The sequence below is a fragment of the Sulfuricurvum kujiense DSM 16994 genome (assembly GCF_000183725.1).
Classification (GTDB): Bacteria; Campylobacterota; Campylobacteria; order Campylobacterales; family Sulfurimonadaceae; genus Sulfuricurvum; species Sulfuricurvum kujiense.
This window is the reverse complement of record NC_014762.1, coordinates 446,084-468,125: the sequence shown is the minus strand read 5'-3', so window position 1 is coordinate 468,125 and position 22,042 is coordinate 446,084. Positions and strand designations below refer to the sequence as shown.

General features: G+C 46.9%; 26 protein-coding genes. 3 read left to right on the top strand and 23 right to left on the bottom strand.

The genetic code is table 11. The features are described 5' to 3' along the window. Positions 1-6 precede the first annotated feature (6 nt). Entirely contained in the window at positions 7-768 is a 762-nt protein-coding gene (locus SULKU_RS02460) for a carbonic anhydrase (protein ID WP_013459348.1), read from the top strand. Here the strand turns inward: SULKU_RS02460 and SULKU_RS02455 are convergent. The 14 genes from SULKU_RS02455 to SULKU_RS02390 form a co-directional block, all read right to left on the bottom strand. Continuing rightward, complete coding sequence (locus tag SULKU_RS02455; protein WP_013459347.1) at positions 749-1,978, bottom strand: MFS transporter; 1,230 nt, start codon at positions 1,976-1,978, stop codon at positions 749-751. The genes SULKU_RS02460 and SULKU_RS02455 overlap by 20 nt on opposite strands. Positions 1,979-2,127: 149 nt before the next feature. Continuing rightward, the gene (gene mnmA / locus SULKU_RS02450) at positions 2,128-3,147 is read right to left on the bottom strand and encodes a tRNA 2-thiouridine(34) synthase MnmA (protein WP_013459346.1); all 1,020 of its coding nucleotides are present in this window, start codon (positions 3,145-3,147) and stop codon (positions 2,128-2,130) included. Beyond that, positions 3,147-3,935: an LOG family protein gene (locus tag SULKU_RS02445; protein WP_013459345.1), complete on the bottom strand. Its 789-nt coding sequence runs from the start codon at positions 3,933-3,935 to the stop codon at positions 3,147-3,149. The genes mnmA and SULKU_RS02445 overlap by 1 nt, the downstream gene beginning before the upstream one ends. Positions 3,936-3,937: 2 nt before the next feature. Next, complete coding sequence (fliY, locus tag SULKU_RS02440) at positions 3,938-4,804, bottom strand: flagellar motor switch protein FliY (RefSeq protein ID WP_013459344.1); 867 nt, start codon at positions 4,802-4,804, stop codon at positions 3,938-3,940. Then, positions 4,797-5,891, bottom strand: a complete 1,095-nt coding sequence (fliM, locus tag SULKU_RS02435; protein ID WP_013459343.1) for a flagellar motor switch protein FliM — start codon at positions 5,889-5,891, stop codon at positions 4,797-4,799. The genes fliY and fliM overlap by 8 nt, the downstream gene beginning before the upstream one ends. Continuing rightward, entirely contained in the window at positions 5,891-6,583 is a 693-nt protein-coding gene (locus tag SULKU_RS02430) for an RNA polymerase sigma factor FliA (RefSeq protein ID WP_013459342.1), read from the bottom strand. Before SULKU_RS02430 ends, fliM begins: the two co-directional genes overlap by 1 nt. Then, positions 6,580-6,903 carry a hypothetical protein gene (locus tag SULKU_RS02425; RefSeq protein ID WP_013459341.1) on the bottom strand — a complete coding sequence of 108 codons (324 nt, stop codon included), beginning with the start codon at positions 6,901-6,903 and terminating at the stop codon, positions 6,580-6,582. Before SULKU_RS02425 ends, SULKU_RS02430 begins: the two co-directional genes overlap by 4 nt. Before the next feature lie 71 nt (positions 6,904-6,974). Then, positions 6,975-7,847, bottom strand: a complete 873-nt coding sequence (locus SULKU_RS02420) for a P-loop NTPase (RefSeq protein WP_013459340.1) — start codon at positions 7,845-7,847, stop codon at positions 6,975-6,977. After that, positions 7,844-9,112: a flagellar biosynthesis GTPase FlhF gene (gene flhF, locus SULKU_RS02415; RefSeq protein WP_013459339.1), complete on the bottom strand. Its 1,269-nt coding sequence runs from the start codon at positions 9,110-9,112 to the stop codon at positions 7,844-7,846. The genes SULKU_RS02420 and flhF overlap by 4 nt, the downstream gene beginning before the upstream one ends. After that, positions 9,093-9,617: a 2-amino-4-hydroxy-6-hydroxymethyldihydropteridine diphosphokinase gene (gene folK, locus SULKU_RS02410; RefSeq protein ID WP_013459338.1), complete on the bottom strand. Its 525-nt coding sequence runs from the start codon at positions 9,615-9,617 to the stop codon at positions 9,093-9,095. The genes flhF and folK overlap by 20 nt, the downstream gene beginning before the upstream one ends. A 3-nt stretch (positions 9,618-9,620) precedes the next feature. After that, positions 9,621-10,097 carry a type II 3-dehydroquinate dehydratase gene (aroQ, locus tag SULKU_RS02405; protein ID WP_013459337.1) on the bottom strand — a complete coding sequence of 159 codons (477 nt, stop codon included), beginning with the start codon at positions 10,095-10,097 and terminating at the stop codon, positions 9,621-9,623. Between the two features lie 77 nt (positions 10,098-10,174). Continuing rightward, complete coding sequence (locus SULKU_RS02400; protein ID WP_013459336.1) at positions 10,175-11,461, bottom strand: sensor domain-containing diguanylate cyclase; 1,287 nt, start codon at positions 11,459-11,461, stop codon at positions 10,175-10,177. Continuing rightward, complete coding sequence (locus SULKU_RS02395; protein ID WP_013459335.1) at positions 11,461-12,078, bottom strand: chemotaxis protein CheX; 618 nt, start codon at positions 12,076-12,078, stop codon at positions 11,461-11,463. Before SULKU_RS02395 ends, SULKU_RS02400 begins: the two co-directional genes overlap by 1 nt. Before the next feature lie 10 nt (positions 12,079-12,088). Beyond that, positions 12,089-12,448, bottom strand: a complete 360-nt coding sequence (locus SULKU_RS02390) for a response regulator (protein WP_013459334.1) — start codon at positions 12,446-12,448, stop codon at positions 12,089-12,091. A 199-nt stretch (positions 12,449-12,647) separates the two neighbouring features. Between SULKU_RS02390 and mqnF the strand changes: the two genes are divergently transcribed. Together mqnF and sppA are read left to right on the top strand one after the other, a co-directional pair. Then, positions 12,648-13,859 (top strand): aminofutalosine deaminase family hydrolase, encoded by a 1,212-nt coding sequence (gene mqnF / locus SULKU_RS02385; RefSeq protein WP_013459333.1) that lies wholly within the window; start codon positions 12,648-12,650, stop codon positions 13,857-13,859. Beyond that, complete coding sequence (gene sppA, locus SULKU_RS02380; protein WP_013459332.1) at positions 13,856-14,728, top strand: signal peptide peptidase SppA; 873 nt, start codon at positions 13,856-13,858, stop codon at positions 14,726-14,728. Before mqnF ends, sppA begins: the two co-directional genes overlap by 4 nt. A 70-nt stretch (positions 14,729-14,798) precedes the next feature. Here sppA and SULKU_RS02375 read toward each other — a convergent pair whose 3' ends face one another. The 9 genes from SULKU_RS02375 to SULKU_RS14680 form a co-directional block, all read right to left on the bottom strand. Next, positions 14,799-15,143, bottom strand: a complete 345-nt coding sequence (locus SULKU_RS02375) for a HepT-like ribonuclease domain-containing protein (RefSeq protein ID WP_013459331.1) — start codon at positions 15,141-15,143, stop codon at positions 14,799-14,801. Continuing rightward, positions 15,136-15,429, bottom strand: coding sequence for a nucleotidyltransferase family protein (locus tag SULKU_RS02370; RefSeq protein ID WP_013459330.1), 294 nt, complete (start codon positions 15,427-15,429; stop codon positions 15,136-15,138). The genes SULKU_RS02375 and SULKU_RS02370 overlap by 8 nt, the downstream gene beginning before the upstream one ends. A gap of 67 nt (positions 15,430-15,496) precedes the next feature. Next, the gene (gene xseA, locus SULKU_RS02365; RefSeq protein WP_013459329.1) at positions 15,497-16,759 is read right to left on the bottom strand and encodes an exodeoxyribonuclease VII large subunit; all 1,263 of its coding nucleotides are present in this window, start codon (positions 16,757-16,759) and stop codon (positions 15,497-15,499) included. Between the two features lie 4 nt (positions 16,760-16,763). Then, complete coding sequence (gene ubiE / locus SULKU_RS02360; RefSeq protein ID WP_013459328.1) at positions 16,764-17,474, bottom strand: bifunctional demethylmenaquinone methyltransferase/2-methoxy-6-polyprenyl-1,4-benzoquinol methylase UbiE; 711 nt, start codon at positions 17,472-17,474, stop codon at positions 16,764-16,766. Positions 17,475-17,482: 8 nt separating this feature from the next. Next, positions 17,483-18,493, bottom strand: a complete 1,011-nt coding sequence (ribD, locus tag SULKU_RS02355; protein ID WP_013459327.1) for a bifunctional diaminohydroxyphosphoribosylaminopyrimidine deaminase/5-amino-6-(5-phosphoribosylamino)uracil reductase RibD — start codon at positions 18,491-18,493, stop codon at positions 17,483-17,485. Beyond that, entirely contained in the window at positions 18,493-18,924 is a 432-nt protein-coding gene (locus tag SULKU_RS02350; protein ID WP_013459326.1) for an LSm family protein, read from the bottom strand. The genes ribD and SULKU_RS02350 overlap by 1 nt, the downstream gene beginning before the upstream one ends. Next, positions 18,914-19,279, bottom strand: a complete 366-nt coding sequence (gene rbfA, locus SULKU_RS02345) for a 30S ribosome-binding factor RbfA (RefSeq protein ID WP_013459325.1) — start codon at positions 19,277-19,279, stop codon at positions 18,914-18,916. The genes SULKU_RS02350 and rbfA overlap by 11 nt, the downstream gene beginning before the upstream one ends. Continuing rightward, entirely contained in the window at positions 19,276-21,810 is a 2,535-nt protein-coding gene (gene infB, locus SULKU_RS02340; protein WP_172633613.1) for a translation initiation factor IF-2, read from the bottom strand. The genes rbfA and infB overlap by 4 nt, the downstream gene beginning before the upstream one ends. Next, positions 21,803-22,027 (bottom strand): DUF448 domain-containing protein, encoded by a 225-nt coding sequence (locus SULKU_RS14680; protein WP_245535158.1) that lies wholly within the window; start codon positions 22,025-22,027, stop codon positions 21,803-21,805. The genes infB and SULKU_RS14680 overlap by 8 nt, the downstream gene beginning before the upstream one ends. Positions 22,028-22,042 lie beyond the last annotated feature (15 nt).

Below are 22,042 nucleotides of genomic sequence, written 5' to 3'. Positions count from 1 at the left end.
TGTACAATGGATAAGCGGACCTTTCTCAAATTTTTTGCCCTCACCTCAAGTTCGCTGCTTTTGGCCAATTCAGCAGAAGCTTCTTCAGCCCATGCCGCCCCCAATACCCAAGAGCTGCAGGAAATAGCACAAAAGATGTTCGCCGAAGTCATCTCCCAAAACGACTATTACGTCAATCATCAGGGCTCCGCTTTCTTTGAAAAACTGAAAAACGGACAACATCCGCGTGCCACGGTCATCGGATGCTCGGATTCCCGTTTTCAAAGTGCTGCCCTCGACGCAACGGCTGAAAATGATCTTTTTATTATCCGTAATATCGGCAATCAGTTCAGCTCCAACATGGGGAGCGTCGAATACGGTGTACGCCATCTCAATACCCCGCTGCTCATCATCGTCGGACATTCGCGCTGCGGAGCGATTAAGGCGGCTCTGGGCGATTACTCTTCCGAGGGGCCGCACATCATCAAAGAGCTCGATTCTCTCTCACTAGCCGTACGAAAAACATCAATGATGGGGACGGAGGAAGCCAAATGGCTTGCCGCCGTTGTCAGCAATATCAATCAACAGGTGTATTACGCACAAAAAGAGTTTAAAGGGGATGTGGAGAGCGGAAAACTCACCATCGTCGGTGTTGTCTATGATTTGGCCAATGATTTCAATAACGGCTACGGACGCCTCAAAATCGTCAACATCAATGGAGAAAGCAATCCGGGGAAAATGATGGACTATCCCTTAATGAAATCGCTCTTCAAGCCCGTACATTTCTAAGAATACCCCACCCCCCCATCAGCGAAGCGGCCGCAATAAGATAAGAGGGGGCGAAAGGGTTGCCGCTATACTCTGTGATGGATGTCATAAGAGCAGGTGTAATTCCGCCTACTATCCCTGCGGCACTCCCTAATATTACCGCTGTAAACGATGCGCGATAGCCGTGATAATGCAGGGCATTCACCGTCGAAGCAAAGATGGGAGCCTGAAACGCACAAAGCAAAATTACCAGTCCGATCGTCCCCGCCAATGCACCCCAAAAACCTCCGATGCTCATCCAATAAAAGAGAGGATAAACGCTTATCGCGAGGGTTATAGAGGTTAAGCGCATCAGACGAAGCGAACCTATGACATCCGCAACCATAGCCATCAACGGGATAAATACTACACCGACAACAATAGAGAGAGTATTAATCTGCCCCGCTTCGGCTTTGCTGAGTCCCGCGCTCCCCTCTAGCCAGATGGGAAGATAAATAAAGACGGTATAGTAAAATACCCATATTGCCGATGCAATGGTCAAAAACTGCCAAAACTCACGGCGATGATGGCGTAAAATGGCAACGATCGGAACGGTTTTGTCTTCACTCGGTCTATAATCATCGGTTAGATTACGTCGCAGGTAAAGCCCCGCTGCCGCAATAATAATACTCGCCCAAAACGGTATTCTCCAACCCCATTCACCCATCGCATCGCCACCGATATACCACAACAAGGCCCCGCAAAATCCCGATCCCAACGCCATTCCGATTTTAGCTCCGACGGAGACAAACGAGCCGTAGAGATTCTGATGATCCGGTGCGGACTGCTCAACCAAATAGACGATGGAGCTGGCGTATTCTCCTCCGACGGAGAGTCCCTGGATCATACGAAGCAATACCAAAAGGATCGGAGCCAAAATCCCGATTTGCGCATACGTCGGCAAAAAACCGATAAGAAAGGTAGGGAGCGCCATCATCAAAAGCGAGCTCATCAATGCCGTACGCCGACTGACACGATCACCGATGTGTCCGAAAATCAATGCGCCGACCGGACGCATAATCATCCCTGCGGCAAAGGCACCGAAAGAACCTAATAAGGAGAGGAAAGGGTCATGCGAGGGGAAAAAGAGGTTCCCCATCATCACGGCCAAAAAACCGATAAGGGCGAAATCGTAGTATTCTATGACGTTGCCGATGATCCCGGCTGCAACAATTTTCTTTTTGGATGTCATATTTTATCCTTGTATCTTCTCTTTCTTTTCTTTTTCATAAGAAAAGAAACAAAAGAAAATCGCCCTCTCACCAAATCGCTGGCGGTTCGCCCGTGCACTTCTGCACGCGACCTTGCTCTTGGTGTGGTAAGAGGGCTTTTGTTTAAATTCTAAACGATCCACCCGCCGCCGAGTAACTTTTCTCCATCGTAAAAGACACCCGCCTGTCCGGAGGCAACGCCCAATACCGGTTCATGCAACTCAACCGTTGCATGGTCACCGTCGATTTTAACACTACAGCGCACGGCCGTAGTACGATAGCGGAGTTTTACGTCACATTCGAACTCGGTGCGGGAATCAAACATATTCACCCGTTCCAATTCGACACGATGGCACTCCAAATCTTCACGTGTCCCTACGACGATTTGATTTATTTCGGGTTTGATCTCGACGACAAAATGGGGGTCGTGTGCGCCGTGGACGCTGAACCCTTTACGTTTTCCGATCGTATAGTGCATGTACCCTTTGTGTTTGCCGACGACTTTGCCTTCAAGGTTAAGGACTTCTCCCTCTTGATCGACGGGAACATAGGGCTTTAATACATCCATGTAGGTTGTTTCAACAAAACATATTTCGCTCGATTCGCTTTGCGACGCAAACGACTCCAACCCCTCTATTCCTGCGGCATAGGCTTTGATATCGCTTTTATGGCGTTCTCCCAACGGAAACAGCAATCTCGGAACCAGTGCCGGATCGATGTAGAAGAGAAAATAGCTTTGATCTTTCGTATCATCGTGTGCCTGGAGAAGATACTGTCCGTCATGCCGGATGTAGTGTCCCGTTGCCACATAATCGGCACCGATCGAATCCGCATAGGCAACCATCGCGCCGAATTTGATGTTACGGTTGCATAATGCACACGGATTCGGGGTTTTTCCCTCTTTGTACGTTTCGATAAACGGAGTAAAAACTTTTGCGTTAAACTCTTCTTGAAGGTCAAGGATATGGAGTTTTACTCCGGCAAAATCCGCCGCCCTCTGCGCGCGGGCCTGATGAATCTCATGATAGCCGGGCTTGGAGTGAAGTTTCATATAGACTCCCTCCACGTCATACCCTTGTTCTTTGAGCAACAATGTCGAAACGGTCGAATCAACCCCGCCGCTCATCCCGATCAGTACTTTTTTACCCACTAACTGCTTCCTTGTCCTGCATAAGAGTGTGTTTCATCCACATGGGAAGTCAACGCTTTATAATACTTCGTATCGGTCAGCCCCTCTTTCTCCATTGTATGTATTTGAGATATAAGCGATTTTTCAATCTCTCGGACAACAAAGTCCAAATCATCTGTCAAATTGATAAGTTGAACGTCTTTATCGTCGATCATCCCCTCAGCCAACATTTTATCTTCGATAAATTGTAATAACGGAGCATAAAACTCCGTCCCTACGACGAATAAACGGACGCCCCATACTTTACGGGTTTGAATCAAAGTCAACGCTTCAAACATTTCATCGAGTGTCCCGAACCCTCCGGGAAAAATAACATACGCCATCGAGTATTTAACGAGCATTACTTTTCGGGAAAAAAAGTAGTCAAAACTCTGCCCTTTGGTAATATAAGGGTTGGGTTGCTGTTCGGTAGCCAGTTCGATATTAAGCCCTATCGACTCTACGGTTTCGACCTCATACGCTCCGCGATTTGCCGCTTCCATAATCCCCGGTCCTCCGCCGGTAATAACGTTATACCCCTTCTCTCCAAGCATATTTGCCAATGTCATCGCTTGGGTGTAGTACGGATGATTTTCATCCAAACGGGCACTTCCGAAAATGGTTACTGAAGGTCCTAAATCTCCTAATTCATCAAATCCCTGGACAAAATCGGCAATTATTTTAAAAACACTCCAAACATCCGCTGATTTGATATCTTTGACATAGCGGCTGCTTTCGTACTCTTTTGTTTTGCCATGTCGACGCGCCATTCTTATCCTTTTAATTTATTCAATCGATCTCGCTTGGTTCCGATAGAGGTGATTTGAACACCGAAATTTCCATCCACGATAACAACTTCACCCTGTGCAATGACATGATCATCCACTAAAATGTCAAGCGGATCATTGGCAAGCTGATTCAGCTCGATTACCGAACCGATATCCATGCTGAGGACATCTTTGAGAAGCATTTTTTTCTTTCCGATCCGAACCCGCACCGGAAGCTTTACCCCCATAATCAAACCGATATTTTTCATCTCTCCTTCATCCAGTTTAACGGCCGGTACGGAAGAAGAAGGAGCATCAAAAATATTACTGCTGTTGCTCGCAGGTGCAGGAGCCGCTTTTTCTCCCGTCAATGCTTCATTGATCGTTGAGTCTATCGCCAGCATCATTAATGAATTGATATGCCCCAGCGCAAAGGTGAAAACGAACATTTTCGCATACCCGTCAAGATTGACTTCTCCGCTTTCGGGAATAAATTCCGCACGTTCGGGCTTAATCGTAAACTTCGGAAGCTCTTTTTGGGATGCCAATGTGGTGCTCATCGCCCCGACGATATTGGAAACGATCTCTTTTGCCGCATCCATATCCTCATCCGACATCGTATCCTGAGCTTCCCCATCACCGCCGAGCATCATGTCTCCGAGCGCTGTCGCGAGCTGAGGAGGCATCATCACGATACCGCGTCCTGCCGCCGCCCCGCTGAAACTCACATGAATTTGTGCAATAGGGGGGATGACATTGGAGATGATCGAAATTTCTTCCGCCTCCTTAAGTGTAATCGTAGGAGTCTGACCCGTCAATCCCTCTATCGTGGCAACAGCTTCAGTTGCAAATACTCCGGGAAAATCACTCATCTTCATCCTCCTCTTCTATTGGTCCGCGTATCATCTCTTTTACCCCGCTGATACGGGCTTTTCGTTTCATCTCAAACTCTTTAAGCGCACGTTTGACCGCATCTTTTTCCGTATCGATCAATGAAGTAATCTGTATCGATTTTCTAAATCGTCGCAGCCCCATCTGACCGACGAAACGATCTTTTCCGTCAACACTGACATTGACGACATCATCTGCCGGAATATTGAGACGAATTATATCGCCCTCACCTAATTCCAACAATTCATGCAAACTCAATTCCGCTTCCCCAAGGTTCACTTCAACATTGACATGAGCCCCCCCGAGAAGAACCTGAAGTTCCTGATTACGGCTTTTTTTCGAACTGGTTTCATTAAGCATCAAATCACGGCTCGCCAACTTCGGCAGTACCGGTTCCAACGCGATAACCGGATAACAGATATTCATCATCCCCGAACTGTGTCCGATGATGATTTCCATAACGACCATAACGACGATCTCATTTTGGGCTACGATCTGAACGACGTTCGGGCTGGATTCTTTCGATTCGACCTGAGGATAGAGATCGGTAACCGGACCCCACGCTTCTCTGAGTGTCCCCATCATAACCCGTAAAATCGTCTCGAACAAGGAGAGCTCGATATCGGAAAACTCCCGATTCGCTTCAAAAGGCTCCCCTTTTCCGCCGAGAATACGGTCCAGCATCGGGAAGGCGATGGAGGGGTTAATTTCCAAAACACCGTTCCCTTCGAGCGGTTTCATCGAAAAGACGTTAAAGCTGGTCGGGTTCGGGAGCGACATCAAAAACTCACCGTACGTCATCTGGTCAACCGAATGGAGCTGAATTTCAACGATGGAGCGCATAATCGCCGAAATCTGCGATGCGATAGAGCGGGCCATCTTGTCATGAATCCCTCTAAAAGCACGAAGCTGCTCTTTCGAGACACGGTTAGGACGTTTGAAATCGTAAAGGGTAATTTGTCGCTGCGGATAAAGGGATTCTTCGGTCGTCTCTAATAACCCGTCACCTTCGTCGTCAACTACGTCTAAAAGGGCATCAATCTCTTCTTGGGATAATATATCTGCCATTACTGCCCTCCTACCGCTTCTTTAATTCGACGAATGACCGATTTGTGAATTTGTGAAATCCTCGATTCGGTAATATTGACGATCTCACTGATCTCTTTGAGGGTGAGTTCTTCAAAATAATAGAGCTGGATAATAATCTGTTCGCGCTCCTCAAAGGTCATCAGTACCTCTTGAATCGCTTCGATCAGATCTTCATGTTCCATCCGCTCCAACATTCCCCCCTCTTCAGGGGTCCCGAGCTGATCATCCAACGGCAAGACCGTATAGATATCCGATGCGATACGCGCTTCGCGCACTTTATCTTCTTCGATTCCCAAAATAACGGAAAGCTCACTGTCACTGGGTTCGTCATCATGATCGGCCATATAGACCTCAATCGCGTGATCGATCTCTTTGATTAATCGGCGGCTGGAACGGCTGACCATATCGAGTGATCTTAGGTAATCGAGCATTGCTCCGTAAACACGTGTTTTGGCATAGCCCCAAAACGAATCGTTTTGGCTCTCATCATAGCGGCGTGCCAGTTTCACCAACTCTTCCGTTCCGATGGCGCACAAATCCATATAATCGACCGAACTGGGAAGCCGTTCTTTCAAGCGAAACGACATCGCTTTAACGGCCGGAAGAAACTGGATAGCCAATTGGTCTTCACGGTGTTTCAGCTCTTGCGTATAGGCATTGGTACCGCTCATCCTTTCCCCCGTCCCTGATCATCCAGCAACTCTGATTTATGCGTATAAAAAGCGTCGATAAACTGCTCGCGCTTATTGATTTCACGTACAAAGAAATCGAGATTATGCTCATGCGCTTTTTTCGGAAAGCTATGCGCCTTGACTCCCAATGACTGGAAAAAGAACCCGACACACAAATGGGCGAAAAGGTAAAAAAAGAGACTAATCAAAATGACCCATCCCAAAAAATTCTCAGCAGAATCCGATTGCAGTATTCCAAAAACAATACCGACAAAAAACCCCTGTATTGTTAGAAAATAGACAAAATTCGAACCCCTCATCCCTTTTTATCCTTATCGTAGCCGTCTGTCCAAAAAAGCAGTCTTTCTCATTGCCGTAAATGTACGGCGAATCAAAAATGTTCCATCAGACGCTTAAACAGCCCACCTAATCCGCTTTCTTTGGGATCTACTAGCACATTGCGTTCCAGTTTTTTCGCGATACGCTTAACTATTACCTCGATTTCATTGGTCGGTGTCGCGGTCGGAAAATCACGAGAAAAAAGGGCTCTTTTTTTAACACTCGTAGAAATTTTCGGATCATTCGAGATCTGCCCTAAATAACTCAATTTTAAAGCACCGCCGATATTGGCCTGCGCTACTTTATTGATTTTTTCAAATAATGCTTCGGCCTCTTTCATAGATCGGACTTGGTTCATGATAACATTTATTTCATCACGCAGCTTTGAAGTAATCTTAATCGTCGCATACGCATCGGTAATTGCTGCGGGATCGGGCACCGTCACGACAATGACGTCATCGCACGCCCGTAAAAAAAGCTGGATATGTTCTCCGATTCCCGCACCCGTGTCGATAATCATCACATCCAGATCATCCAGAACATTGGCCTGGTCCATAAACCGCTCGAACAATCCCCCTGATGCGTATTTAAAAATCTCTTCGCCGCTTTCACCGGGGATCAGGACCAAATTCGGCTCGATCGGAACCAAAATCTCTTCGACGGTCGCTTCCCCTTTTAAGACATGCAAAATATTTTTTTTGATTTTGACGTTAAACATCACATCGAGATTGGCAAGGCCGATATCGGCGTCGAATATCCCTACTTTCAGCCCGTATTTTGCCATGACAAACGCCATGTTCGAGCTGATCGTACTTTTCCCGACTCCCCCCTTCCCGCTGGTAATCGCAATAAAGCGGGTTTTTTTAGCCGTGGCGTTTCGGTTTTGATTTACAAGTGCTTCGAGTTTGGAAGCTTGGTGGTTCATGCACTCTCACCTCTGTTAAATCCGTTCATCAAACAATCCACCAAAAAGTCAGATGTCGCTACAACCAAATCCTCAGGAACTTCCTGTCCGACCGAAAAATAGCTGATCGGAACTTTCGTTTCGTACACGAGGGAGAAAATATTTCCGAAACCTCTGGTTTCGTCCAGTTTTGTAAACATCATCGTGTCTATCCCGAGCGGAGCAAAATTTTCGTAAGTAGCTTTAAGATCATCGTACTTGATCGAGCTTGGCATCACTAATACGACATCCACCGTATAATCTGTATTGTTGTCTCGCAGACATTCGTAGATTTTTTCTATTTTCCCTTTATCGTACGGAGACGATCCCATTGTATCGATTAAAATATAATCACTGTAACGCAATGCGTTCAAAGCACTCGAAAATTCCGGCGGGTCCACGACCGTCTCAATCCCGAGTTTCATCATACGGGCATATTGCATCAGCTGTTCTACCGCTCCGATACGATAGGTATCCAGAACCACAAGGCCTACTTTGTATTTTTTCTCCAAAAGATACGAAAAACGTGCAGCCAGTTTGGCAATCGACGTTGTTTTTCCGACTCCCGTAGGGCCTACAAGCATGATCACTTTTTTGCTCCCCGGCCGTGGAGCACTCTCTAGACGCACGGGGATCATTTTACGCATCAACACTTGAAAATAGCGCTTGACGGTTTCAGAGCTCTCTCTCATTTTAGAGGGCATATGCTCCAGTGTGAGGTGCATGATCTCATCGAGATGTTCCTGGTCCATTCCGCTTTGCTGGGCAAGGCGGTAAATCTCGGCAAATTCAGGGGGGATAGCCGCGGTTGTTTTGGGTGATTTTTCCGACCAAAACATATTTTGGATCAGTTTGACTTTATCGCCGAGCTTTTCTATCTCCTCTTTAATCCGTTTTAGATCTTCACTCTCTCTAACGGGAGTTTGGCGGGAGGGGCGCTCTTCTTCCGTCACTTCAGCAATTTTGGATATCTGTTTTGCGGCGGCGGAAATATTATAAAGGACATCGCTGCTTTTTTGTGCCAACGGACGCTGCTTCATAAACGGCTCATCACTCGGAGCCTTTGATTTTGGAGCAGGAGCGGCATTCTCTTCAACGCCGACAACGATCTCGTACAAAGCACTTTTCCCGAGTGATTTCTTTTGTACTTCACGTGTTTCGATCAACATCGCTTCTTCGCCTACCTCCAACTGCGCTTTTTTGAGCGCTTCGGCAGGAGTGGCACCGCTAAATGTCAAAATTTTCATAGTGTCTCCGTGTGCTCTTATGAGCCAAGCTTCCTAGCGGAATCGTCACACTGATCCGCTCATTCCAATGAGGATGGGGAATTGTCAACTCTTTGCTCCGAATGGATCGTTTCTCAAAGAATAGTATATCCAAGTCTAACGTCCTCGGCGCATTCGCAAAACTGCGACGCCGCCCAAAACGTTTTTCTATCCGCCAAATCAGCCGTAACAGTGCTCTGGGTTCCAGTGATGTCGCGATTTCGATAACGGTATTCTCAAAATCGTGTTGCTCCGTATATCCGAAAGGGGGATTACGGAGAATTACGCCGCTTCGAACGATCTTCATAAGACTCAATCGACGAATATAAAACCACAAATGGTTCATCCGCCGTTTGACATCTCCGATATTTCCCCCAACCCCTAGAAGGACGCGGTAACGATAACCGCCTCCCCCCTGAAGCGTTTTGGGGAAATAACGGTCGATTGAAATAGAGTGCTTCTCATCGAGAACACGGCGTAAAGGCATCGCTTACTCTTCAACAGTACCTTGCTGGGCTTGACGCATTGCATTGATTTCGCTGAGAATCTGCAACATCCCCATCATTGCCAAATGGTATCCGAAAGGACCGAAACCGATGATCGACGACGTACATACCGGAGCCGTCATGCTTTTTTGACGGAACTCTTCACGGCGATAAATATTGCTGATATGAACTTCGATCGTCGGAAGACTGACGGCACTGATTGCATCGCGAATGGCGATGGAAGTGTGAGTATACGCCGCCGGATTGATGATAATACCGTCCGCATCGCCGTAGCACTCCTGGATGCGGTCTACGATTTCACCTTCCAGATTGCTTTGGTAAAACTCGATATCAACACCGTTTTGTGCTGCAAACTCTTTCATCTGCGCATGGATTTGTTCTAAACGCATCGGTCCGTATACTTGCTGTTCCCGAACCCTTAACATGTTGAGATTCGGCCCTTGGATGACGACTATTTTCATTGATAAACCTTGATTTCTGTTTTAAGGTATAGATTATAAGGGGTTCTATATTATAAGGAACTAAATTTCACGATCGCTTAAAGATATTCAACTCGGTTTCGTCCGTTTTCTTTCGCTTTGTACAGCGATAAATCCGCTCTGTGCATCATGCTCTCCTGCGTATCTCCCGAAGCAAAAATCGTCACGCCGAAGGAAGAGGTGACCGTTCCCACATCAGGAAAATGGAGCTGTTCTACCGCCAACCGGAGTTTTTCAGCGACATAAAGCGCTTTTTCCCGATCGACATCCGGCAAAAGACATACGAATTCTTCCCCGCCCCAGCGTGCCAATATATCTCCCGTCCGTATCGTCTGAGAAAAGATATGCGCAACTTCAATCAAAACCCTATCTCCGCTTTGATGTCCGAATGTATCGTTCACCCGTTTAAAATGGTCGACATCGGCAATAATAAGACCGAAGGTCCGATGCTCATCCCAGTGGCGCCGAAGAACCATATTTTCAAACACTTCATTAAACTTATGGCGATTAAACAGTTTTGTCAACGGATCGGTTATAGAGAGGAGTTCTATCCTTTTTTTATCGCTGATATCGTGAAAAATGACGGTATAAGACAATGTATCGCTCTCATCATCATTCAAAGGGGTTACAACGGTGTCGAACCACACTTCTTCACCCGAAGCCAGGACTGCTTTGACTTCGCCTGAAGATTTCTGATGGCGCGCGATCGCATCGCAAATCTGAATCGTATCAAAATCAACCGAAACTTCCCCGAATATTCGAGGAAGGTAGTTTCCGACTACACTTTCCGGCTGATAACCGAAAAAATCCAAAAATGCTGTCGTCGCTTCAATGATTTTACACTCTTCATCCATTTTGACAATCAAAAGATTGGCATCGATAATCATTTTATCTCTATGCAGTTCGCTGTTGAGTTCAGAGATTTTTTTCATTTGGGATTGGAGGGTTAGCTTCAACTCATGCAAATCGCTGATATCGTAAATTGATACCATCACCATCCCGTCTTCTACGATATACGGAGAGATCGTCACCTGTAGCTGCATATTCATTAGCAGAGAGGTCGTAATTTTCGTCCGGGGTATTTCGATAAAACGGTTTTGTACCGATGCGTCGTAAAAAGTCGGGGACTCTAATCGTAACGTTGTCCGTATTTTTCTCGCAAGTACCTTGTAGTCGATCTGCGGATAAAAATCGCGCAGGTTTTTACCGATCATTTCCGATGCCGAATGCGATGTATTGATCTCCAGCCATTGATTCCAGTAACGGACTTCAAAATTCTCATCAATGATCATAACGCCTATTTCAAGGGCATCAAGGAGAACGTTAGGATAAGGGATCGTAACCATTAGGCGTACAGCTCTTCGAGTTTGCGATCAATTAGGGCTTTTAAACTTTCGATCATCCCGTCTTTCGTAAGGATGAAAATATGTCCGTTAATATTTTGATGTTCAAATTCCATCTGCGTACTGATAATTATGATTCGGTGATAATTCATAATATCTTCTTGACTGATCAGAGCATTGCCGTCAATCAGTTCCGTCGAAGGGACAAAAAACTGTACTTTCGTATTCAGCTCTTCCGTCAAACGGCTGATTATCGTCGCACTGAGGATATTGGTCAGTTCAATTACCGCATCCAGTATGTCCCCATCAGACGGGTTGTCGACGTCATAAAGATGGTGTCCAAGATGCAATGCGGACTCTTCCGAAATCACAAATAAAAACTCTCCGCTGAACATCCCTCCGAACAACTGTTTCGTCACATAATTGCGCTGATCGTCGGATATTGTTTGTTGAATATAACTGGCCAACCCTTCCATATCGCTGATCAGAATCTGAGGAATATGCATTTTGCCGAACGCTTCCAATAAATCGGCGATACTCGCCGTCGCATTCCCCATAGCGATATTCATCAGCTCCCGGAGCATATCGAGATGATCGTCTGTAAACCCGTTTTGCTGCATTATTTACTCTTTATATAGAAAGCTGTTGCAGTATAGACAACATCTTTTCGCTGTTAATCGGTTTTGGAATCATCATTTTTGCACCCGACTCCAAAACTGTAGATTGTGCCTGTGCCTGAATGTCCGCCGATACGATTACAACCTGTGCGTTCGGATCAATTTTAATAATCTCTTTTAACGCTTCGTAACCGTCCATTACCGGCATCGTCAAATCCAAAAAAACAGCACTCGGCTTTTCCGCTTTAAATAATTCAACGGCAATGAGACCGTTTTCCGCTTCTAAAATAGCAGCAGTCGGTTCTAATTCTTTTAATGTTTTAATAAGAAATAAACGTGCTAGTTTAGAGTCATCGACAACAAGTATTTTCAATCTGTACCTTTCTTCTCAACACATATTAAAATATTATAACGCAATACACTTTCAATAGGTTTTATTTGAACCGTTTTTCTGCCTATTTCTTCAGCAATATTAAAAAATTTCATTCTATTTCTGAAAAGTGTAATGGTTATATTCCCTATGATACAATTCTAACGCTCATCAAACTCTGATACTTTTGGAAATATACAATATGAAAATCCTATTGGCTGACGCTATTTTTACCGACGGAACCATTTACCGCAATCACGGTATCGTGTTTGACAAAACCATTATCGAAGTCTCCTCCAACGATGAACTTCGTTCCCGCTACGGCGCACAATGCGTCGAACTAGGCGAAGGCTCCGTAATCCTCCCGGGACTTGTGAATGCCCATGTTCATCTAGAGTTCAGTGCCAACCGCACCACCCTGACCTACGGTGAATTTATGCCGTGGCTCTCCAGCGTTATCGCCTCACGCGATGAATTAATCAATGAATGTGACGATGAATGCACGACACGTGCCGTTGAAATGATGCTTTCCAACGGTATCACGGCATTCGGAGCGGTCAGTTCGTACGGGTTTGATTTGGATCCGTGCTTCAAAGCTAGCCAAAAAGTGGTCTATTTCAACGAACTCATCGGCTCTGATCCCGCCATGGCTGATGCGCTGTACGCCAATTTTCAAGAGCGCCTTTTTGCTTCTCAAGAGCTGAAACGCAGTGGATTTTACCCTTCGATCGCGATCCACTCCCCCTACTCCGTCCACCGGATTCTGATTCAAAAAGCGCTCAAACACGCAAAAGAAAAGGATCTGCGCGTAACGGCACATTTTATGGAGAGTCCGGCTGAGCGGGAATGGCTCGATACCGATAGCGGACCGTTCCGTCCTTTCTTTGAAAACTTTTTAAAACAGACCCGAGCCGCCAATACGGCAGAAGAGTTTTTGAGTTATTTTAAAGAAATTCCTACCCTCTTTACCCATGCGGTTCAAGCATCCCACGATGAGCTCTCTGTAATCGCCCAAAACGGACACAGTATTATCCACTGCCCCATCTCCAACCGCCTGCTCGGAAACGGGGTACTCGATCTGAAACCTCTCGAAGATAAAAATATCCCCTTGCTTTGCGGAACCGACGGGCTTAGCTCCAACTATACCCTCGATCTGTTCGAAGAGATGAAAATTGCCCTCTTTATGCACCCTCACGATGATCTTCTTTCCCTCTCTCAGAAGCTCTGGAGAGGAGTCACATCCCTAGCGGCTGCGGCATTGAAACTCAATTGTGGTAAAATCATGTCAGGTTACGATGCGGATATCCTCGTTATGAGGGTCAATTATCCCATTAACGGGCAACTGCCGCTCCATCTGATCAACCAGAAGGGCATCATCGAATCGATCTATATTGAGGGGGAGAGAGTTAAATGATTGAATTTGTCAAAAAGATCGGTTCATGTCTGGCGAGAGGGCTGAAATTTATTCAAGAACATTTCAAAGCGACGGTACTGGTTCTCATTGTACTGTGGCTTATAATCCCCTCGAGCGAAAACGGAATCACTCCCCACAATCTCCAAAAAATAGCCTTGAGCGGTCCTATTTTGGATGCAACTCCAATCGTCGCACAGATTGACGAAGCACGCGAAAATGACGGTATCAAAGGGGTACTCTTCAGTATCGATTCCCCCGGCGGTGCGGTTGCCCCCTCGGTAGAAATCGCGTACGCGATCAAGCGTCTCAGCGAAACAAAGCCGACGGTCGTTTATGCTGCGGGGATAATGGCTAGCGGCGGCTATTATTCCGGTATCTGGGGAAATGAGATCATCGCCAATCCCGGCAGTATGATCGGATCCATCGGTGTCATTATGGAGGGTGCCGATATCTCGGGACTGATGGAAAAAGTGGGGGTTAAAACCCAAGTCGTTCATGCGGGAACCTACAAACAGGTAGGGACGTTTGACAGGGAGTGGAGTGCGGCTGAGCGTGCGGAACTCAATAAAGTGATCGACGGAACCTATTCTATGTTCGTCGTGGATGTCGCACGTGCACGAAAACTGGATCCGCTGAGAAGCGGAGAATACGCCGATGCCCACATTTTTACCGCATTGCAAGCTAAAAAAGCAGGACTGGTCGATAGTATCGGCGTCGAATACGATGCCAAAAAACGGGTAGAAGAACTCAGTAAAGTAAAAGATCCGACTTGGAACAAAGAAGACCCGATGGACCGATTTTTCAAGCGCTTTGCGGCAGAGGGAGCCACACTGGCTCACCTCTATTTTCCGCCCATTACATTGAAATAATTTTCTTCGTCACATCCAAAGGGTACAAGAACCTCTTATGAAATTCCCGCCTACGCGGGAATCCAGCTATTTAATCCAAATACTTTTTCGCTATTTCTTCAACGACCTCTTCAAACATAATAAAATCATCAGCCAGAGTATCCCAAAGCACTTTATCATCCAATCCAAAATAATGGTGCGTTAACACATCTCTCATTTTGGCAATTTCGCTCCACGGCACACTGCTATACTCATCTTGTATCTCTTTGGGTATCTGCTTGACCGCTTCACCGATATTTTCAAATGCTTTTGCCGTCGCATACACTTTTTCAGTATTCTCTGTAAATTCTTCAAACGTGATGTTGGCCGTAAACTTTCGGATATTCTGACACTCGGCGAGAATATCTCTGAGATAAAATTTCCAATCCCTAGACATAAATCATGTCCTTGTAGATATAAGGTTTTAAATCACTTTTGATGGTTTCGGCTCTGACTAAATCTACTTTGTGATTGAGATATTTTTCAAGATCAGCGAGGTATTTGAGATATTTAAACATTGAAAAGGTTTTCCCTTTTTCAATCTCATAGACAATATCGACATCGCTATCACTCTTCTCTTCACCGCGCGAGAAACTGCCGAATAAGCCGACGAGGATCAAGCCGTCTTGTTCATAACGGGGCTTTAGAGTTTTGAGTATTTCAAGAATTTCGTTTTTTGTCATCTCATTCAATTGTATTGATTTTATAGTGATATTGTACACTCAAAATAGTCAAATCGAGAGGGTTGTATCAATCCACATTAATTGACACAATCTCCACCACTTCAGCCCGCACAACCCGCTTATCATTCATCGCTTCAAACCGATCCCCGACACTGAGCGCGTCCAAATCGATCACTTTCCCCTCACGGGCAATTTGGGCGAATCCGCTTTTGTTTTTATTCTTCGGATGATTGGCATTAAATCCTTCGCTGAGCTGAGTAATCATAAACTGTTTTTGCCGCAGTATTGATTCGATGTTTTGGCTCAACCTCTCCATCAGCGGAATAATCTCCCGTCTGCTTTGCTCTAACCGTTGCGTCATTTGTCGATTTAACCGCTCTCTTAGCTCTTTGATCAGCTCTTGCTGAACTTCCAATCGATGCTCTACCCCGTGACGTTTAAACGCTTCCTGCATCGATAGGAGCTGTTCACGTTTGCGCTCCAGCCTCTGAGTTATCATCCCGTATGCACCGTATCGGATCTCATCGATACTTTGAGAGAGCTCGTTTTGATCGGGAAGAAGCATCTGCATCGCCGCACTCGGTGTCGGAGCACGCATATCGGCCACGTAATCGCTGATCACCCAGTCGATCTCATGTCCCACTGCCGAAATTGTCGGAGTTTTCATTGCATACAACGCATCCGCAACGATCTCTTCGTTAAACGCCCACAAATCCTCGATACTTCCGCCGCCCCGACCGACGACGACCGCATCCGCATGTAATGTATCGGCAGTGCGGAGAGCATCGGCTATTTGCCCTGAAGCGCTTGGCCCCTGAACCAGAACGTCCAAAACGATAAGTTTGACCAGCGGCCATCGCTGCGTCGCGACGCGCTGCATATCCTGCAATGCCGCCCCCGTTGCCGAAGTGACCAATACAACTGTTTGAGGAAATTTCGGGAAAGGTTTTTTACGTGTCGGGTCAAAGTACCCTTTTGCTTCCAATTTTTGCTTCAGCTGCTCGAATGCCACCGCCAATGCCCCCGCACCGTAAGGTTCGGCACTAAAGGCGTTGATCTGATACTCGCCGCGCGGCTTGTAGAGTGAAAGTGCCCCGTGCAAAATAACATGCGCCCCCTCTTCGAGGGAGAACTTTAGCCGGCTAGCGTTGCCTTTGAACATGACACATTTGATCGCTGATTCGTTGTCTTTGAGGGTAAAATAGATGTGTCCGCTGCCGTGTTTGGTGACGCGGGAGAGTTCCCCCTCGACGCTGACAAATTCAAAGGAGGTCTCTAAAAGGGTCTTGATCTGCTCGTTTAAAGAGGAGACACTGAGTGTAGAGGCCATGGTATTACTTTTTACGGGCAATCATCAAGGTCGAAATATCCATCGAGAAACTTTTGCTATAGAGCATCTCAAACCCCGCTTCTTCGAGTTCCTGTTTCATTTTAGCCACCGTCAAGAACCCTTCGATCGAATCGGGAAGGTAACGGTATGCCTCGTAATTGTTCGAGATCAATCCGCCGATGCGGGGAAGGACGTTGTTCATGTACCAATCACGCACTTTTCCGAGCATAGAGGGATTTTCATTTTTCATAAATTCCAAAATGACGACCAATCCTCCCGGTTTGAGAACACGGTTAAATTCGCGTAATCCCGCTTGACGTTCAACGACGTTGCGGATTCCGTAGGAAATACTGATGATATCAGCCGTCGTATCGGGCTTTGGAAGCTCGGTCGCCGGAGCGATATAAAACGACATCTGCGGAAATTTCTCCCGTCCGACACCGACCATCCCCTCGGAAGGATCAACGCCCTCGATGTTTGAGACATGCACCCCGTTCTTTTCGGCCTGACGTCTCCAGTATCCCATCATATCTCCCGTCCCGCATGCTACGTCCACGATCGAATCGATTTTCTCAGAAGGGCAATATCCGAATGCCAAATCACACGCTTTACGGCGCCAAAAAGTATCGACTCCCATGCTGAGTACACGATTTGCCCGATCATACGTCGGAGCAATATCGTTAAACATCGATACGATTTTTTCTTGTTTGGTCATAATCATTCCTATTTTTTCTTCATCCAAAGAAGTATGTTATCGGTGATTTTAGCGTGCAGTACCTCAAAATCCTCTTGTATCGGTCCCATGTTCTGTAATCCGCCTCCCAACTTAGGTGCAAGGTAACACAGATACCAGTCGCACGTGTTCTGGCTCGCTTGGAACATGGATGTGCCCCCTTCGATCATAACCAGTGAATACTCCTTAAGACGCTCCAATGACGACTCAACATATACTTTTCTATCCGGTACACTGAACAAAGGGATGCTCTGATCAAATTCCCCCATCTGCGAATAGATCAATACATCCGGCGCTTTTCCGTCCACCAGCCTTGCATCCAACGTGGGGCGATCGTGTCGTACCGTATTGCCGCCGATAACGATCAAATCGCACCGATCACGCAGTGCATGCATATGTTCCCTAGAACTTTGCGAGCTGATCGTTCCGTTATCGATGGTACCGTCGAGACGCTGAGCCCATTTGAAAAAGACAAAAGGGCTCTTCTGCCACCGGATAAACGGCTCAAGGAGTTTTTCCCCCTCTTCTTCCATAATGCCGAAAACACATTCGGCACCGGCGTCGCTTAAGAGTGAAGCTCCGCCAGCAGCGGCAGGATTTGGGTCTTTAACGCTGATATAGACTCTCTTGATTCCCAGATCTCGGATCAACAATGCGCATGAGGGGGTTTTTCCGCTGTGAGAACACGGCTCCAGCGTTACCGCCATCGAAACAGTGTGAAAGATACCGTTGTGACGGGTGCGAAGATAATCGTGTATGCGGTGTGAATCATCACAACCCGCTATCGTCGTATCGCCGGAGAGAAGCGTATACGCATCGCGCAAAGCGTATACTTCCGCATGCGGTCCCCCGGCGCGCTTATGAGTGCCTACAGAGACGACAGTACCGTTATCACTCAGACATACGGCACCGACGGCGGGATTGGGAAAAGTGAGGAGTTGATATTCCCACGCCGCATTTAAAGCGAGGGTCATAGCGTGAATGGCAGCGGTGGTATTCATTACCACTCGAAGTAGGTTTTAGCCTTGCTGATAGAGCGGAAAGGGACGGTGTGCGTCTCTCCCTCTTTGGTTTTTATCGTGATCTCTTCGTTTTCGACCGACACCACTTCACCGTCGAATTTTTCTTTGTTCACGGTCGAAAAAACGACTTTCTCGCCGACCGATTGGGCAAAATGATCGAGTGTTTTGAGTTTGCGTTCGATCCCAGGGGAGCTTACTTCCAAACGGTATTCGCCGCCGACAGGAGGGGTAACGTCGAGTAACGGAGAGATAAGATGGGTCGCTTCGACGCACTGATCCAGACTCACTCCGCCCGGTGCGGTAACGCTCACACGAAAAATCGTATTCTCGTTTTCATTGAAAACAGCCGTATCGTATAAAGAGAGGCCGATCGATTCGACCATTTTTTTGATATCGCTCTCAAGACTCATCTTTCTTCTCCTTGGCGATTTGGGCGAATAACGCCTCAATATTTTGACTTCGTTTGAGGGTATCGTCAAATACGAAGGTCATACGGGGGCTGCGAAACCACCCCTGATCTTTCATGCAGTGCTCTTCGATAATAGGGCGCGCTTTTTCAAGCAGCTTTAGAAATGCCGCCTGCTCTTGCGGCGTATAATCATGCGGGTCAAGATAGACTTTCGCATCGCTTCGTCCGCGGGAGCAATGGACATCAATGACGTCCACTTCACGCACACGCGCATCCGACAACTGAGAAATAGCTTCGGGAATCAACTCTTTGAGAATCGACTCCGTCCGTTTGACTTTGATTTGTGCCGGTGTCACAGGGATACTTTTTTCTCGATTTTGGTAAAGGTTTCGATAACGTCGCCCACTTTGACATCAGTGTATCCGTTAAGGACAACCCCACAATCAAACCCTTTGGTAACCTCTTTGACATCGTCTTTGAAACGGCGAAGCGAAGTAAGGTCACCCTCATGGATAACGACACCTTCACGGATAACGCGAACCATTCCGCCGCGTACAAGTTTACCGTCAACAACCACACATCCGGCGATTGTCCCGCCGCCTTTCGGCATAGGGAACGTGTCACGTACTTCGGCTTGTCCTGTGTTCTCTTCACGGAATTGAGGAGCCATCATACCGGTCAACATCGCCGTAACATCATCGATCAATTGGTAAATGATCGAATAGGTATTGATTTTGATCCCCATCTGTTTTGCCATGGCATTGACGTTCCCCGTAGGGCGTACGTTAAATCCGACCAACATACAGTTTTCGCTGTTGTTTACCAATGCAACGTCATTCTCGGTAATACCGCCGACGCCGCTGGAGATCACTTCAACTTTGACCTCTTCGTTACGAAGTTCTGCAAGAGCGGAGCGGATCGCTTCAAGAGAACCGTGAACGTCCGTTTTAAGAACCACTTTAAGAGCTTTCAAACGCCCCTCTGCGATCAATGAGCTAAGCTCGTCAAGTGTTGTTTTCGTACTGTGTGAAAGTTCGCGGTGACGATCGTACTCGTAGCGTTTTTGAGCAAATTCACGTGCTTCTTTATCGCTCTCCATAACCATCAATATTTCACCGGACGGCGGTACATCGCTAAGACCGACAACGACCGCTGTTTCACTCGGTCCGATTTTTTGGAGCTGTGCTTTACGATCGCTGATCAACGCACGGACACGTCCGTATGCGCTTCCGCACACGATGTTGTCGCCGATTTTCAACGTACCGTTTTGAACGATGACGGTAGCAACCGGTCCGCGCCCTTTTTCCAATGTAGACTCAACAACGACGGCTTTTGCCATGTTGTTAGGGTTCGCTTTAAGCTCCATGATCTCCGCTTGAAGCAAGATCGCCTCTAACAATTCGTCGATCCCGGTCATCGCTTTTGCCGATACGCCGACAAACTCGACATCTCCGCCCCAATCGACAGGATTGAGACCGAGCTCCGCCATCTGAGCTTTTACCATATCCGGATTGGCACCCGGTTTGTCCATTTTGTTGATTGCAACGATAACCGGAACTTTTGCTTCTTGGGCATGTTTGACCGATTCGCGTGTTTGAGGTTTAACCCCGTCATCCGCAGCCACAACGATAACGATAATGTCGGTGAGCTGTGCACCGCGTGCACGCATCGAGCTAAACGCTTCATGCCCCGGAGTATCGAGGAATGTAATCAGTTTCCCGTGCTGCTCTACCGAATACGCACCGATATGCTGGGTAATTCCCCCCGCTTCGCCGTGAGCGACTTTTGCATTGCGGATCGCATCAAGGAGAGACGTTTTACCGTGGTCAACGTGCCCCATGATAGTGATAACCGGAGGCCGTTCTTCAAGGTCCGCACTGTCTTCGTTGTCTTCTTCGTATGAATCTTCGTAATTGAATGCGTCTTTCGGATCGATCGTCGTTACTTCGACACCGAATTCACTTGCCAAAATTTCGATTTCGTCTTTTCCGAGGAAATCATTTTTGGTAACCATCATTCCGAGATTGAAAAGAATTTTGATGACTTCGGAGAGCGGCTGGCGTACTTTATCGGCAAATTCATACACACGGATATCTTCAGGAATTTCGACGTGAGTGATAACTTCGTCTTCTTTCGCGTCACGGGTATATTTTTTACGCGCTTCACGGGAAACCTGACGCGGTTTATTGCGGTTAGCTCCCTGTTTTTTGCCCGCATTGCGACCGATCGGTTTTTTCTCTTTCGGCTTTTGTTCTTCTTCAGGCTCTACTTTGCCACCCAAATCGTTGAAGTCCATCAGTACAACCTGATCTTCTTCGTAGTCCATTGAGATATCGGAAATTCCGCCGCCGAAGATATCAAGGCGAACCCCTTGATCTTTTTTCTGAACCGGGGCATTACTGCTTTGCGCTTTTTTCGCACGTTTGGCTTCCAATTCGCGTTGTGCCTGCTCGCTTAATTTTCCGTAGCTCGACACAGCAATACTCTCTTGGCGTACCGGAGCGACAAATTCCTCTTCTTGAGGACGTTTTTTCTTGACAATCTTCAATCCTGAACGCTTCGGTGCTTCAATATCTGCCGGCGCTTCTTCCGACGGTTCATCTTTAACTTCGGAAACCGCTGCCGCTACAGGTGCATGCTCTGTTTTAGGAGGAACGGTAACAGCCGGAGTTTCTTCAGCCGGGGCAGCTTTAGAGGTAGGCTTTGGCGCTGCGGTTTCTGTAGATGCTCCGCTCATGATATAGTTCATGATTTGCTCGGCTTCTTCGATCGAAACCGAACTCGAGGCAGTTTTCACATTAAGCCCCATTGCAGCCGCTTTGTCCACTACCTCTTTTGAATTAATACCAAGCTCTTTGGCTATTTCATGAACTCTAACTTTATCCATCATTAACGATGATCTCCTTTAACCGATTCATTAGCTCTACCGTCGCACCGCTCTTGCATTGACGGGACAACTGCCCCGGAGTTTTCTTATGCTCGATACAAGACCTGCACATATAAAAACTTCTTCCTTCCTTGCCGTAGGGCTCTAACTTCCCGTTTCGGCATTGAAGTCGCAAAAGTCCGACTTGCGCAAAGCGCTCGCGACAAACCACGCACATGCGTATAGGCTGATG